The organism is Buchnera aphidicola (Artemisaphis artemisicola) (assembly GCF_005082365.1).
Taxonomy (GTDB): domain Bacteria; phylum Pseudomonadota; class Gammaproteobacteria; order Enterobacterales; family Enterobacteriaceae; genus Buchnera; species Buchnera aphidicola_AR.
This window is the reverse complement of the sequence record NZ_CP034900.1, coordinates 241,168-256,681: the sequence shown is the minus strand read 5'-3', so window position 1 is coordinate 256,681 and position 15,514 is coordinate 241,168. Positions and strand designations below refer to the sequence as shown.

The window sequence follows — 15,514 nt, the reverse complement described above, 5'->3', positions numbered from 1 at the left end:
ATAGATTTCATCTTAAGTAGAAGAAATAATTAAGTAAAAACAAAATTTAAAAAATATTAATTATTTATTTTATAAAAAATCATTAATAACAATTAATTTAGAGTTTCTTAAAAAAATTTAAATTTTATTTACGTAAAGAATTATTTTATATAAAGATAGTAATATTATTTATATTTTTTTAAGTCCTCCAAAACGACGTTCACGAGACAAAAAAGAATTTACAGCATCTTGAAAAGAATTATGATTAAAATCAGGCCATAAAATATCAGTAAAATATAATTCAGAATAAGCTATTTCCCATAATAAAAAATTACTCATTCTTTTTTCTCCTCCAGTTCTAATAACTAAATCTACTGGAAGTAATTCGCCAGTAGATAAATGTTCAGAAATAGTATTTTCTTTAATTTGATCTATTTTTAACAATCCATTTTCTACTTTATTAACTATTTTTTTTAAACTTTGAACTATATCCCATCTTCCACCATAATTAATAGCAATATTTAATATCAAACCATTATTATGTATAGTCATTTGTTCAACTTGAAGAATACGTTTTTGTAATTTTGCATTAAAATACTTTATATCTCCAATAATTTTTAATCTAATGTTATATTTATTAAAATTATTTATTTCACTATCCAATGCAAAAAAAAATAATTTTATTAAAGATTTAATTTCAAATGCTGAACGCTCCCGGTTTTCGCTACTAAAAGCATACAAAGTTAATATTTTAAAACCACTCATAATAGAAAATTTTACGGCTTTTTTTGCTGCTTTAAAGCCTTCTTTATGACCTAAAACAAGTGTTTTTCCTTTTTTATTAGCCCATCTTCTATTTCCATCCATAATAATTGCTATATGACGAAGTTTTTCTTCTGAAAATTCGTTTTTATATTTTGATGAAGATTCATACCACATAGTACTTATAAATTTCTCTTAAAAATAAAATTTTATTAAAAATGTTTATTTAATCAATAAACAAAATATATAGTTAACAAACTAAAGATGAAACTTTATTCTTAGCTAATATTCTAGTTTTTCTATCAATTTCTAATACATCTTCAATAGAATGTGGTTCCATAAAACAAGCAGATGTTAAAATTTCAATATTTATTTTATAAATATCAGTAAAAGAAATTTGAGAATTAAGAAAAGCTTCAACAGCAATTTCATTTGTAGCATTTAAAGTAGTCATAGCAGCTTGACCTTGTGAAAAACAATCAATAGCTAATTTTAGACATGGAAATTGAATAAAATTAGGTTCACATAAAGAAAAATTGCATATTTTTGAAAAATTTAAAAAAGGAGCTTCAAAAGAAATTCGATCAGGCCAAGACATCGCATAAGAAAGAGAAATTCTTATATCAGGAACTGATAATTGTGCTAATAAAGCTCCATCATAATATTGAACCATGGAATGAATAATTGATTCAGGATGTATTAAAATTTTTATTTCTGATTCTAAAGCATTGAACAACCATCTTGCTTCAGCATATTCTAAACCTTTATTCATCATAGTTGCCGAATCTACAGATATTTTTTTTCCCATAGACCAATTAGGATGGAAACATGCTTGTTTAGGAGTGATCTGAGACAAATCAGATGAAGAAAATTTATAAAAAGGCCCTCCTGAAGCAGTTAAAATAATATGTTTTATATTATATTTTTTTAATGGAACTACCCCTAAGTTCTTTTGTATTTCTAAAGGTAATACTTGAAAAATAGCATTATGCTCACTATCAATAGGAAAAATTTTAGCACCACTTAAATTAAGTGCTTGCATAAATAAATGACCACATGTAACTAAAGACTCTTTATTAGCTAGTAATATTGCTTTCCCAGCGTAAATCGCAGATAACGTTGGCAATAAACCAGCTATTCCAACAATTGCAGATATCACTTGATCTGTTTCTTTTAATGCAGCTAATTTACAAATATCTTTTTCTCCAAAAAGAACTTCTGTTTTTATGTTTTTATTTTTTAACTTTTTCTTTAATTTTTGAGCAGATTTTTCATCTCCCATTGCCACCCAATCAGGAGAAAATAACTTGCATTGTTTAAACATAACAGCAACATTAATATTAGCTACTAAAGCAACTACTTTAAATAAATTAGGATTTTTTTTAATAATAGACAATGCATTTACGCCAATAGAACCTGTTGATCCTAAAATAGTTATTTTTTTCATAAATCTTCTTGTTATAAAAGATAATAAAATTTTTCTACATTTTTTTAAATTAATATAATAATTACTTTATTAAAAGCAAAAACATATTTTTTTAAAAAACATTTTTAAATCTTCATGAGATCTTTTTCTTTTTTAAATAAAAAATCATCGATTTTTTTAATATATCGATCCGTCATTATTTGTATTGTACTTTGTGAAGAATGTACTTCATCCTCATTAATTATTTTATTTTTTAGAAGCTTTTTAATTTTATCATTTGAATCTCTTCGAATATTACGAATACAAATGCGACTACTTTCAGCATCACCACGAATAATTTTAATTAATTGCTTACGTCTTTCTTCTGTTAATGGTGGTATAGATATTAATATATCTTTACCATGTATCATAGGATTTAAATCAAGTTTAGAATTTAAAATCGCTTTACTAATTATAGATGTAATAGAATTATCAAAAACATTAATTCTAAGAGTATGAGCATCTTCGACTATTATATTAGATACTTGACGTAAAGACGTTTGAACACCAAAATATTCAATATAAATGTTATGAAGTAATTTTGGAGATGCTCTTCCAGTTTTAATACTATTAATGTTGTTTTCAAATTTTTTAATGCATGCTTGCATGCGTTCATGATTTTTTTTATTAATTTGATTAATCATATAATTACCTATGGGATATATTTTAAATTATAACTAATATTATATTTTTTTATGTTTTATAATTTACGTAATAAGAGTACCTTCATTATTTCCCATCATAATACGATACAAAGAACCAGGCTTATTAATATTAAAAACTCGAATTGGTAAATGATAGTCTCGAGCTAGTATAAAAGCAGATAAATCCATTATTTTTAATTCTTTTTGCAGAACGTCTTTATATGTTAATTTTTTGTATAAAACAGCATTAGTATTTTTTTTTGGATCTTGCGAATATACTCCATCGACTTTAGTACCCTTTAAAATAATATCTGATTCTGTTTCAATTGCACGTAAACAAGCAGCAGAATCAGTTGTAAAAAAAGGATTTCCTATACCTGCAGAAAATATAATAACAACATTATCAGATAATAAACGTTGAGCTTTTTGATAACTATAAGATTCACAAATTCCATTTAATGGAATAGCAGACATCAAACAAGTATTAATAGAAGAAATTGAATTTATTGCATCTCTCATTGCTAAACTATTAATAACCGTTGATAACATTCCTATGTGATCAGAAACTACTCGATTTAAACCTAATTTGCACAATTCTGAACCACGAAATAAATTTCCACTTCCAATAACTATACCTACTTGAATGCCAATATTTACTATAGCTTGAATTTCTTTTACAATTTTTTTTAAAGCATTAATATTGATTCCAAATTGACTAACACCTTGCAATACTTCTCCGCTTATCTTTAACAAAATACGTCGATATATACACTTGTGATTAGTAGACATATTTTTTAACCTAAATATATTTTTATAATAAAATCTAAAATTATAACATGTATTTAAACGATGACTTCACCTAATTCAAATCTAATAAATGATTTAATATATGCGTTATATTCTTTCAATACATCTCCTACTGTTTTTGTAGAATCCATAATAAAATTCTGACTTGTTAAAGAAATGCTTTTAATAAATTTATTCATTCTTCCTTCAATGATTTTTTCTAATATATTGGAAGGTTTTTTAAGATTTTTTACTAATTCTAATTGAATTTGATATTCACGTTTAAAGACTGTACTTGATACATTTTCTGGATGTAAAAATTCTGGTTTGCTGGCAGCAATATGCATTGCAATATTTTTAAGTATTTTATCATTTTTAAGATTATTAATATCAACTAAGACGCCAATTCTTACTCCGTGCACATATGAACAAAGATTATCACCTTCTATTAAATGAAAGCGACGTATGTTAATGTTTTCCCCTACTTTTAGGAGTAAATCAGTTCTTTTGTCTTCAAATATAATTCTTAACTTATTAATATCTTTTATTTTTTTTGATATAGCAGTTAACATGATTTCTTTCCCTAAAGAAATAAAAGATTTATCTTTAGATACAAAATCAGTTTCACAATTTAATTCAAGAAGTACACCAATGTTATTTTCAATTTTGGCAAAAATCATACCTTGATTTGTAATATTATTAATTTTTTTTTCAGCATTCAATTTTCCAGATTTTCTTAAGTTATCAATTGATAATTCTATATTTCCATTTTCTTCTACTAAAGCTCGTTTGCATTCTAAAAAACCCACTCCTGTACGATCTCTAAGTTTTTTAATAAGATCAGCTGTAATATGAATAAAAGTCATTTATATTTATTTCCTTGTTATTGAAATTTTTTAAAATTTTAATGATTTTTATTAGATTTTATATTTTAGTATCTATTAAAAGTTCTTCTGATAAATTTTCGTGATTTGTTTTAGCAATACTACGCGATACAGAATTCAAATATAATCTCACAGATCTAATAGCATCATCATTTCCAGGTATAATATAATCTATACCATCAGGATTAGAATTAGTATCAACTATAGCAAAAATCGGAATTCCTAAATTATTAGCTTCTCTTATTGCAATATGTTCGTGTAAAGCGTCAACAACGAATAATGCATCAGGTAATCCTCCCATATTTTTAATACCACCTAAACTTTTTTCTAACTTATATAATTCTCGTGTTCTAATTAAAGCTTCTTTTTTAGTTAATTTAGAAAAAGTACCATCTTTAGATTCTACTTCTAAATCTTTTAAACGTTTAATAGATTGTCGAACAGTCTTCCAATTTGTTAGCATGCCACCTAACCAGCGATGATTAACGTAAAATTGTTCGCAATTAACAGCTACCTCTTTTATTTCTTTACTCGCAGCTTTTTTAGTCCCTACAAATAATATTCTACCTTTTTTAGAAGAAATTTTTTTTAATTCACTGAGAGCAAAATTAAACATTGGAAGAGTTTTTTCTAAATTAATAATATGCACTCTATTACGAGTACCAAAAATAAAAGGCTTCATTTTTGGATTCCAATAACGTGTTTGGTGCCCAAAATGAACTCCTGCTTTTAACATTTCTCGCATTGATACTATTTCCATAGTTTTTTTTACCTTGTAAAAAAATATTGTATAAGCAATATTTTAAATAAATGATGAAAAACAAAATATAATAAAGTATTTATATCATGTTTTTATATTAACAATATTAATTATATTAATACATAAATTCTATATAAAAATAATTAAATTTAAAAAAGAAAAAATTTTAAAGTATAATTTATATATCTTAAATTAAAAATTGATATAAAAATGGTTAAATATTATGAATTGCATGATTAAAACAGAATCAGAAATTAAAAAAATGCGAAAATCTGGAAAATTAACAGCTGAAGTACTAGAAATGATCGGAAAATACCTTCAGCCTGATATCAATACAGAAGAAATTAATCAAATTTGTCACGATTATATTATCTATGAAAAAAAAGCTACATCAGCATGTTTAGGATATCATGGATTTCCAAAATCAATTTGTGTTTCTATTAATGATGTTGTTTGTCATGGAATTCCAAATAAAAAACAAATTTTAAAAGAAGGAGATATAGTTAATATAGATATTTCAATTGTAAAAAATAATTATTATACCGATGCATCAAAAATGTTTTTTATAGGAAACACAAGCATTTTATCTAAACGTTTATGTAAAGTTGCTCGAGAAAGCCTATATAAATCGTTACAATTTATTAAACCAGGGATAAAATTATATAAAATTGGAGAAATTATTCAAAATTATGTTGAAAGTAATCATTTTTCTGTTGTAAAAGAATATTGTGGTCATGGAATTGGTCGTACATTTCATGAAAAACCTCATGTCTTGCATTATAAAAACAAAGAAAATGATATTATTTTAAAAAAAGGTATGATTTTTACTATTGAACCAATGATTAATGCTGGAAAACCCGAAGTTAAATGCATGGAAGATGGATGGACGATCAAGACTAAAGATGGTTCTCTTTCAGCACAATATGAACATACTATACTAGTAACTGATAATGGATGCGATGTTTTAACATGGCAAAAAGATGAAGAAATTAAAGAAAAAATAGTTAATATAAATTAAAATTTTTTTATAATTTTTTATTGTATTTTAAAAAATCAGGTTAAATAAAAAATATGCAAAAATTAAAAAAAATTATTGAAGAAGTATATGCAAAAAAAAATAACATCACTATTAACAATATAGATAATAGTATTTTAAAAAATATTTTTTATGTAATTAGTTTATTAAACAACGGCAGTGTAAGAATTTCAGAAAAAAAAGATAATGATTGGATTACGCATGAATGGTTAAAAAAAGCAGTTCTTTTATATATTTATTTGAAAAATAATAACCTGATAAAAGGTAATCACACAAATTATTACGACAAAATTCCATTAAAATATAAAGACTATGATGAAAAAAAATTTAAACAAGAAAATGTGCGTATAGTACCACCAGCAACAGTAAGATATGGTGCATTTATTAATTGCAATACAGTCATAATGCCTTCTTATATTAATATAGGAGCATATATTGATCAAGGAACTATGATTGACACTTGGGCTACTGTAGGCTCTTGTGCTCAGATTGGGAAAAATGTTCATGTATCTGGAGGAGCAGGAATAGGAGGTGTTCTAGAACCATTACAAAATAATCCTACAATTATTGAAGATAATTGTTTTATTGGTGCTCGTTCAGAAATAGTAGAAGGAGTTATTGTAGAAAAAGGATGTGTAATTTCTATGGGTGTTTTTATTGGACAAAGTACTAAAATTTATGATCGAGAAACTGGAAAAATTTTTTACGGGAAAGTTCCGACTAATTCAGTGATTGTTTCTGGCAGTCTTCCATCTGATAATAGAAAATATAATCTTTATGCAGCTATTATTGTAAAAAAAGTAGACTCAAAAACATCAAGAAAAACAGAAATTAATAAATTACTAAGAAATATAAAATAAAAAAACCGCCCGTTTTTCGGGCGGAACTATTTTATAATTCTTGAATTACTATTTATAATTGTTCACTTACTAAGTATATAATATCATTACCTCTTTTTATGCTAAAAACTAATATTGCAGGTTTAGTATCTAAAATTATTTTTAATTCTTCTAAAGTACTAACTAATTTCTGATTTAATCCAGTAATTATGTCGTCTTTTTTAAATCCCATTTTTGATGCTGCAGTATTTGGTTTTACATTTTCTACCTTTATAGCTTTTTTTTCATTTATTACACAATCACTCAAATCAGCACCTTCAAGACCTATATAACTGTTTTCTGAATTGAAACTATTTTTTAAAGAATGTTTTAATTCCACAATAATATTTTTAATTATTCCTTCTCTAAATATTCCTAATTCCATTTTAGTTGCAACTGGTAACGATCCAACTTCCGCACGTAATGCTGCAAAACTAGAAATAGGTTTTTTATTCAATGAAATAATAATATCTCCGGCTTTAATGCCTGCTTCAAAAGCTGAAGAATTAGGAAGAACTTGACTTACAAAAGCTCCTTTTTGTGCATTTATTTTCATGACTTGTGCTAAATCTGAATTTAATTCTATACCTATAATTCCTAATTCTCCTCTTCTAACTTGTCCAAACTGAACTATTTGTGCAATTAAATTTTTTACCATATTTCCAGGAATAGCAAAACCTATCCCAATATTTCCACCATCTGGTGCTAAAATCGCAGTATTAATTCCGATTAATTCACCATCTAAATTTACTAATGCTCCACCAGAATTGCCTCTGTTAATTGCTGCATCAGTTTGAATAAAATTTTCATACTGTTCAAGATTTAATCCACTTCTTCCTAATGCAGAAATAATACCAGAGGTAACAGTTTCTCCAAGACCATATGGATTACCAATAGCTACAGTATAATCTCCAACTTTTAAGGTATCAGAATCAGCAATTTTGATTTCACTTAAATTTGTTGCATTTTTTAATTGTATTAAAGCTATATCAGAACGAGGATCTTTTCCTATTATTTGAGCTTCATAACGACGTCCATCACTTAATTGAACTTGAATTTTACTTGCATTTTCAACAACATGATTATTAGTTACTGCATATCCTTTGTCAGCATTAATAATAACACCTGAACCTAATGCGCTGAACTTTTCATTAGTATCATCAGACTCGGGATCAACCCTACAAAAAGGAGAATGTCTAAATGGTGAATCACCCTGACAAAAAGGAGAATTATCTCCAAAAAAAGGTTGAAATTGATGAGGTAGACGAGAACTACGTACAATAGTAGTCCCTTCAATATTAATGCTAATTACTGAAGGCATTACTTTTTCTAACATTGGAGCTAAACTAGGAGCTAGTTCTCTTGATGCAGTATTATTGCTTGTAGAAGGAACAATATTACCCCAAGACATTCCAAAACTCATCAATAAAGTAGAAATTAAAATAGCTTCTTTCAATATTATAGTTATTCTTTTCATTATGTCTTTCTCGTAATTACAATCTAATCTGTAAATGAAACTATTATAATACTTTTCTTAATTAGATTATACACATCATCTTCATTTAACTCCATTCTTGGTTAATATATATAAAATTTATATAATTAAATTTTATTTATAAATAAAAATGAACTATAAAATATTATAAAAATTTATAATTAACAATTATCATTTAGAAATATATATTTTATAATTTTATTATTGAATTTATATAACTAAGAGGATTTTATTATTGAAAATTGTTAATCTTATTTGTAATTTTATTTTTTGTATAATTCACATTATATTTATAATAGCTATATTTTTTAATCAAACTAAAAAAGCGCAAAATCATATTGTAACATTAACAGGAAAAACTATGGGAACATATTGGCAAGTAAAAATTCCCAAATTAAAAAATCAAGTATATATAAAAAAAATAATACAAAAATATTTAAATAAAGATGAAGATATGCTCTCATCTTGGAAAAAAAATTCTATAGTCTCTCAATTTAATAGAATAAAAAAAAATCAACCTCAAATAATTAATAAAAAATTCTTTCGTCTTATTTCAACAGCACTAAAAATCAATAAAAAAACTAATGGAAAATTAGATATTACAATTGGATCTTTAATAAATATATGGGGATTTGGAACAGAAAAAAAGCCTAATAATTACATATCTAAAAAAAAACTTAAAAAGTATCTCAATCTTTCTGGTAGTCAACATTTAAAACTTATTAAAAACTCTTCTGGAATGTATTTAGAAAAAGACATTAATGGTATTGAAATAAATCTTTCTACTCTTGGTGAAGGTTTTGCTGCAGATCATATATCATATATACTAAAAAAAAAGGGCATAAAAAATTATACAGTATCAATCGGAGGAGCTGTTGTTGTTAAAACAGAGAAAAATCAAAAAAAATCTAAAATAATTGCAATTCAAAAACCAACTGATAAAGAAATATCAATACATTTACTTATATGTTTAAAAAATCATTCAATTAGTACAGCAGGTAGTTATCGTAATTATTATTATCTTAAAGGAAAACATATTTCACATTTAATTGATCCTAGCAATGGAAAGCCGGTTACTCATAATTTAGTATCAGTTAGTGTCATTGCTAAAACAGCTTTAGAAGCAGATAGTTGGGACACAGGTTTATTAATAGCAGGATTTAAAAAAGCTAAAGAAATTGCATTAAAAGAAAATTTAGCAGTTTGTCTCATTACTCAAAAAAAAAATATTTTTTCAACATGGATTTCACCTAAATTTAAGAAATTTTTAATTAAAAAAAATAATTTTTACTAAATTAAAATTGGAATATTTGATTATATTAATTATACTTAGTATTTTATATTAATTGATAATATCTAATATTATTGTCATAATAATTATACAATTTTTTTAAAAAACTTCTTTATATAATATATTATCCACTTAAATAGCGCTAATTTTATCTAGATAAACTACAGGATAAACTGAACTGATAGATAGCGAAATAGGAAATAAAATCTACTAAATTAGTATCCTGGAGGAAAAAATGGAAATGTTATCAGGAGCCGAAATGGTCGTTCAATCGTTAATTAATCAGGGAATACAGCATATATTTGGTTATCCTGGTGGTGCTGTACTAGATATTTATGATGCTCTAAAAACCATTGGCGGAATTAAACATATTTTAGTTCGACATGAACAAGCAGCGACACATATGGCTGACGGTTATTCTCGTGCTACTGGAAAAATAGGAGTAGTATTAGTAACTTCTGGACCAGGTGCTACTAATTCTATTACTGGTATTGCTACTGCCTATATGGATTCAATTCCAATGGTTATCATATCAGGTCAAGTTCCTTCTTCATTGATAGGTTATGATGCTTTTCAAGAATGTGATATGATAGGCATTTCTCGTCCAGTAGTAAAACATAGTTTTTTAGTCAAAAAAACTGAAGACATAGCAGTTGTTTTTAAAAAAGCTTTTTGGTTAGCGTCGAGTGGACGACCAGGACCTGTTGTAATTGATTTGCCAAAAGATATTTTAAAAAAAGAACATAAATGTCCTTATGAATGGCCAAAAAATATTTATATACGTTCATATAATCCTATAACCAAAGGGCATACAGGACAAATTAAAAAAGCACTTGATACATTACTACAATCTCAAAAACCTGTAATTTATGCAGGTGGTGGAATCATTAGTTCTGAAAGCAGCAAGGAATTACGTATATTTGCCGAAAAAATAAATTGTCCTGTTACTACTTCTTTAATGGGATTAGGTGCTTTTCCAGGAAATCATCCTCAGAATATTTCTATGTTAGGAATGCACGGAACTTATGAAGCTAATATGACTATGCATCATGCTGATTTAATTTTTGGAATAGGTGTACGATTTGATGATCGAACTACAAATAACTTAGATAAATATTGTCCGAATGCTACTATTTTGCATATTGATATTGATCCTACTTCTATTTCAAAAACTGTTTCTGCTGATATACCTATTGTTGGTGATGCGAAATATATTTTAAACAAAATGCTAGAACTATTAAAAAAAGAAAAACAAATTCCATGTTTAAAAAATTGGTGGGAATCCATTGAACAATGGAAAAAAAATAATAGTTTAGAATATAATTTTAAAAGTAATAAAATTAAACCACAAACAGTAATCAAAACTCTTTTTAAATTAACTAAAGGCACCTCTTATATCACTTCAGATGTTGGGCAACATCAAATGTTTACTGCATTATATCATCCATTTAATCAACCTCGACGTTGGATTAATTCAGGAGGTCTAGGTACTATGGGTTTTGGACTTCCTGCAGCATTAGGTGTTAAATTAGCTTTACCTAAAGAAACTGTAATTTGTATAACTGGAGATGGCAGCATTCAAATGAACATTCAAGAGCTATCTACAGCACGACAATATAATTTAGCAGTTCTGATTTTAAATCTAAATAATTCTTCTTTAGGCATGGTCAAACAATGGCAAGATATAATTTATTCTGGACGACATTCTCATTCTTATATGAATTCACTTCCAGATTTTGTAAAACTAGCTGAATCTTATGGTCATATAGGAATAAAAATTACTAAATCTACAGAATTAGAAGATAAGCTAAATTTAGGATTAAATGCATTATCTAATGGTCATTTAGTTTTTATAGATGTTGAAATAGATAATTCTGAACACGTTTATCCTATGCAAATTCAAGGTGGTGGAATGAATGAAATGTGGTTAAGGAAAAAAGAGGTTTCCTAAAAATATGAGAAGAATTTTATCTATTCTATTAGAAAATGAATCAGGTGCACTATCACGAGTAATAGGGCTCTTTTCACAAAGAGGATATAATATAGAAACCATAACAGTTGCCCCAACTGAAGATTCTTCTTTATCAAAAATGACTATACAAACAATAGGCAATGAAAAAGCAATTGAACAAATTGAAAAACAATTACATAAGCTAATAGATGTATTAAGAGTAGTAGAAATTGGACAAAATTCTCATATAGAACGTGAAATTATGCTATTAAAAGTTCAAATGAATCAATCTAGAAAAGATGAAGTAAAACATATTACTGAAGTTTTTCGAGGACAAATTGTCGATATAACTTCTACAACGTACATATTACAGTTAGCAGGAACTACACAAAAAATAAATTCATTTCTTAAAATAATGCGTAATATTTCAGAAATAATAGAAGTTAGTCGTTCTGGAATTGTAGGTATGAATCGTAGATAAATATATTTATAAAATTTTAATAAAAGTTAATAGTTTTCTAAAAATCATTGTTGATTTCAAGACATGATCATTTGGTTAAATGATCATGTAGTATTCTTTCATGCAATATCACATATATATTAAAAATGAAATATATAGCTAAACATATTCCAGTAATGAAAAAAGAATTAATTCATTCTTTGAAAATTAAAAAAAATGGCATTTATATCGATAGTACATTTGGTTCTGGTGGACATTCAAATGAAATTTTAAAAAAAATAGGAAAAGATGGAAAATTGTATTCTATTGATAGAGATCCGATTGCTGTTTCTATAGGAAAGACAATTAAAGATTCACGTTTTCATATAATTAATACAACGTTTTCAAAATTATTAGATTACGCATCTAATGAAAATATTACAGGAAAAGTAAATGGAATTATATTTGATTTAGGCGTTTCATCAATACAACTAGATAACAACAAAAGAGGTTTTTCATTTAAAAAAGACGGTCCTTTAGATATGAGAATGAATCCTAATTATGGACTTTCTGCTGCAGATTGGCTTTTTAAAAGTACTGTCGAAGAAATCGCTTTTGTTTTGAAAAATTTTGGAGAAGAACGTTTTTCGAAAAAAATTGCTTATGCTATTAAAAATAGAAATAAAATAAAAAAAATTACAAGTACTTTCGAATTGTCTAATATTGTTCGAGCAACAATACCAATAAAAAACAAATTTAAACATCCAGCAAGAAGAACTTTTCAAGCTATTAGAATTTATATTAATCAAGAATTAGAAGAAATAAAAAAAGGATTGAAAAGTGCATTGAAAATATTAAAACCAGGAGGACGTTTATCAATTATTAGTTTTCATTCTCTAGAAGATAGAATAGTAAAAAAATTTATGATTAAAAATAGTGTAAAAGCCACTGTACCATATGGTATGCCTATTACAGAAAAACAATTAAATCAATTAAAAATATGTAAATTAAAAATGATTGATCGAATACTGCCTACAAAAAAAGAAATTAATGACAATCCTAGAGCTCGCAGTTCTATACTTCGAATAGCAGAAATAAAACAATATGAAAAATCAACGTTATGATTTAATAAAAATAATTAAATATGATTTATTTTTATATGGAAAGACTCATTTAATTTTGTTAATAGCAATTATATTATCTGCTATTTGTATTGTTGTTACAGTTTATAAAACTAGACTATTAGTTACTCAAGAAGAAAATTTAATTTTAAAAAAAAAAGAAAAAGATAATACATGGAGAAATTTAATAATTGAAAAAAATTCTTTATCAATTTGTTCTACAGTAAAAAAATGATTTCTATTAATTCAATATAAATAATAATATAGCTGTATTCTATAAAAATTTTTTTAATCAAAAATATAAATTAATAAGTATTATTTTAAAATGCACAAAAAAAAAGAAATTAATTTTTTAATAAAAAAAACATACATAAACTGGCGTTTTTTAATATTATGCAGTTTTATTGTTTTATCTTTAATTATTTTAACTCTACGTATATTTTTTTTACAAATAATAAATCCTGATCAGCTAATTCTTGAAGGAGATCGTAGAACATTAAGAATTCAATCTTTACTTAATACAAGAGGAATGATTAAAGATCGATCAGGATATCCCTTAGCAGCTACTGTACTAGTTAATGCAATCTGTGCAGACCCTTCAAAAATTATTAATAAAGAAGATATTAAAAATAATAAAAAATGGCAAGCTTTATCAGAAATACTGTCTATTCCATTAAAAAAAATAATTTTACTTATTAAGTATCATCCAAAATCAAAATTTATTTATTTAGCTCGTCAAATAACTCCTGAAATCGGAGAGTATATTAAACAGTTAAAATTACCTGGAATTTTTTTATTAGAAGAGTCAAAACGATATTATCCTTCGGGAAAAATTGCAGCTCAATTAATAGGAATTACAAATATAGATGGAGTTGGTATTGAAGGTATAGAAAAAAGTTTTAATACACTGCTAACAGGAAAACCAGGAAAAAGAAAAATAAGAAAAGATAATAAAGGACAAGTAATTGAAAATATATCTTTAATTGATCAATGCACATCTAATAACATAACACTAAGTATTGATAAAAAGTTACAAACAATTGTATATGAAAAATTAAATGAAGGAGTAAAAAAAAATAAAGCTGATTCTGGAATTGCAGTTTTAATTGACATTAAGACTGGAGAAATTTTAGCTATAGCAAACAGTCCTTCATATAATCCTAATAATATTAAATATGTTGAACAAAAAAATATTAAAAATAAAGCAATTACAGATATTTTTGAACCAGGTTCAACAATAAAACCAATAGTAATTATGGAAGCATTAAAACTTGGAACAATTCAAAAGAACTCAGTAATAAATACTAAACCTTATTTAATAAACAAACATCAAATAAAAGATGTTTCTTATCACGATAAACTTAATATAACTGGAATATTGCAAAAATCAAGTAATGTAGGAATATCAAAAATTGCTTCCTCTATACCAATTTTAGAATTAGTTGATAGTTATATCAAGTTTGGATTAGGACAACCAACTGAATTAGGATTAGTTGGAGAAAATAAAGGAATTGTACCTAAAAAAAAAAAATGGTCTAATTTAGATAAAGCTACTTTTTCATTTGGGTATGGACTTATGGTGACTCCTCTTCAATTAGCACGATTATATGCTACTATCGGGAGTTACGGGATTTATCGTCCTCTTTCTATTATTAAATCTGATAATATTAAAGAAGGAAAAAGAGTTTTTCCCAAAATATACGTACAAAATGTCATTAATATGATGGAAAGTGTTGCTAAACCAGGTGGAGGAGGTTTACAAGCAGCAGTCAAAGGATATCGTGTTGCTATTAAAACCGGTACTGCAAAAAAAGTAGGAATTCATGGATATTATATCAATAAATATACAGCTTATACAGCAGGTATTGCACCGGCTAGCAATCCAAAGTTTTCATTAATAATTGTTATTGATAATCCTAAAGGAAAAAAATATTATGGAGGTGCAGTTTCTGCTCCAATATTTAGTAGTATTATGAAATTAATATTAAAACAGATGAATATCCCAGAAGATGATTTATAAAAA

General features: G+C 25.9%; 15 protein-coding genes. 8 read left to right on the top strand and 7 right to left on the bottom strand.

Annotated elements, in window-relative coordinates; genetic code table 11:
* Window positions 1-168 precede the first annotated feature (168 nt).
* The 6 genes from uppS to rpsB all read right to left on the bottom strand — a co-directional run bounded on the left by uppS (window position 169) and on the right by rpsB (window position 5,280).
* Window positions 169-918 (bottom strand): polyprenyl diphosphate synthase, encoded by a 750-nt coding sequence (uppS, locus tag D9V59_RS01175; protein ID WP_158364308.1) that lies wholly within the window; start codon window positions 916-918, stop codon window positions 169-171.
* A 73-nt stretch (window positions 919-991) separates the two neighbouring features.
* Entirely contained in the window at window positions 992-2,188 is a 1,197-nt protein-coding gene (gene ispC / locus D9V59_RS01170) for a 1-deoxy-D-xylulose-5-phosphate reductoisomerase (RefSeq protein WP_158364306.1), read from the bottom strand.
* 104 nt (window positions 2,189-2,292) lie between these two features.
* The gene (frr, locus tag D9V59_RS01165; RefSeq protein ID WP_158364304.1) at window positions 2,293-2,850 is read right to left on the bottom strand and encodes a ribosome recycling factor; all 558 of its coding nucleotides are present in this window, start codon (window positions 2,848-2,850) and stop codon (window positions 2,293-2,295) included.
* A gap of 63 nt (window positions 2,851-2,913) precedes the next feature.
* Window positions 2,914-3,639 (bottom strand): UMP kinase, encoded by a 726-nt coding sequence (pyrH, locus tag D9V59_RS01160; RefSeq protein WP_158364302.1) that lies wholly within the window; start codon window positions 3,637-3,639, stop codon window positions 2,914-2,916.
* A 53-nt stretch (window positions 3,640-3,692) separates the two neighbouring features.
* Window positions 3,693-4,502, bottom strand: coding sequence for a translation elongation factor Ts (gene tsf / locus D9V59_RS01155; RefSeq protein WP_158364300.1), 810 nt, complete (start codon window positions 4,500-4,502; stop codon window positions 3,693-3,695).
* Between the two features lie 58 nt (window positions 4,503-4,560).
* Window positions 4,561-5,280, bottom strand: coding sequence for a 30S ribosomal protein S2 (gene rpsB / locus D9V59_RS01150; RefSeq protein WP_158364298.1), 720 nt, complete (start codon window positions 5,278-5,280; stop codon window positions 4,561-4,563).
* Between the two features lie 223 nt (window positions 5,281-5,503).
* Between rpsB and map the strand changes: the two genes are divergently transcribed.
* Together map and dapD are read left to right on the top strand one after the other, a co-directional pair.
* Window positions 5,504-6,298 carry a type I methionyl aminopeptidase gene (map, locus tag D9V59_RS01145; RefSeq protein WP_158364296.1) on the top strand — a complete coding sequence of 265 codons (795 nt, stop codon included), beginning with the start codon at window positions 5,504-5,506 and terminating at the stop codon, window positions 6,296-6,298.
* Between the two features lie 53 nt (window positions 6,299-6,351).
* On the top strand, window positions 6,352-7,176 hold the full coding sequence (gene dapD, locus D9V59_RS01140; protein ID WP_158364294.1) for a 2,3,4,5-tetrahydropyridine-2,6-dicarboxylate N-succinyltransferase: 825 nt from the start codon (window positions 6,352-6,354) through the stop codon (window positions 7,174-7,176).
* A gap of 52 nt (window positions 7,177-7,228) precedes the next feature.
* On the opposite strand, the gene degP is transcribed toward dapD, so the two are convergent.
* On the bottom strand, window positions 7,229-8,671 hold the full coding sequence (gene degP, locus D9V59_RS01135) for a serine endoprotease DegP (RefSeq protein ID WP_158364292.1): 1,443 nt from the start codon (window positions 8,669-8,671) through the stop codon (window positions 7,229-7,231).
* Window positions 8,672-8,924: 253 nt separating this feature from the next.
* On the opposite strand from degP, the gene D9V59_RS01130 reads away from it, so the two are divergent.
* From D9V59_RS01130 to ftsI, 6 genes are all read left to right on the top strand, one after another.
* Entirely contained in the window at window positions 8,925-9,983 is a 1,059-nt protein-coding gene (locus D9V59_RS01130; RefSeq protein WP_158364290.1) for an FAD:protein FMN transferase, read from the top strand.
* Window positions 9,984-10,215: 232 nt separating this feature from the next.
* Window positions 10,216-11,931, top strand: a complete 1,716-nt coding sequence (ilvB, locus tag D9V59_RS01125) for a biosynthetic-type acetolactate synthase large subunit (RefSeq protein WP_158364288.1) — start codon at window positions 10,216-10,218, stop codon at window positions 11,929-11,931.
* 4 nt (window positions 11,932-11,935) lie between these two features.
* Window positions 11,936-12,412, top strand: a complete 477-nt coding sequence (gene ilvN / locus D9V59_RS01120; RefSeq protein WP_158364286.1) for an acetolactate synthase small subunit — start codon at window positions 11,936-11,938, stop codon at window positions 12,410-12,412.
* 125 nt (window positions 12,413-12,537) lie between these two features.
* Complete coding sequence (rsmH, locus tag D9V59_RS01115) at window positions 12,538-13,494, top strand: 16S rRNA (cytosine(1402)-N(4))-methyltransferase RsmH (RefSeq protein WP_158364284.1); 957 nt, start codon at window positions 12,538-12,540, stop codon at window positions 13,492-13,494.
* Complete coding sequence (locus tag D9V59_RS01110; RefSeq protein WP_158364282.1) at window positions 13,475-13,726, top strand: cell division protein FtsL; 252 nt, start codon at window positions 13,475-13,477, stop codon at window positions 13,724-13,726. The genes rsmH and D9V59_RS01110 overlap by 20 nt, the downstream gene beginning before the upstream one ends.
* A gap of 90 nt (window positions 13,727-13,816) precedes the next feature.
* Complete coding sequence (gene ftsI / locus D9V59_RS01105; protein ID WP_158364280.1) at window positions 13,817-15,511, top strand: peptidoglycan glycosyltransferase FtsI; 1,695 nt, start codon at window positions 13,817-13,819, stop codon at window positions 15,509-15,511.
* Window positions 15,512-15,514: the final 3 nt, after the last annotated feature.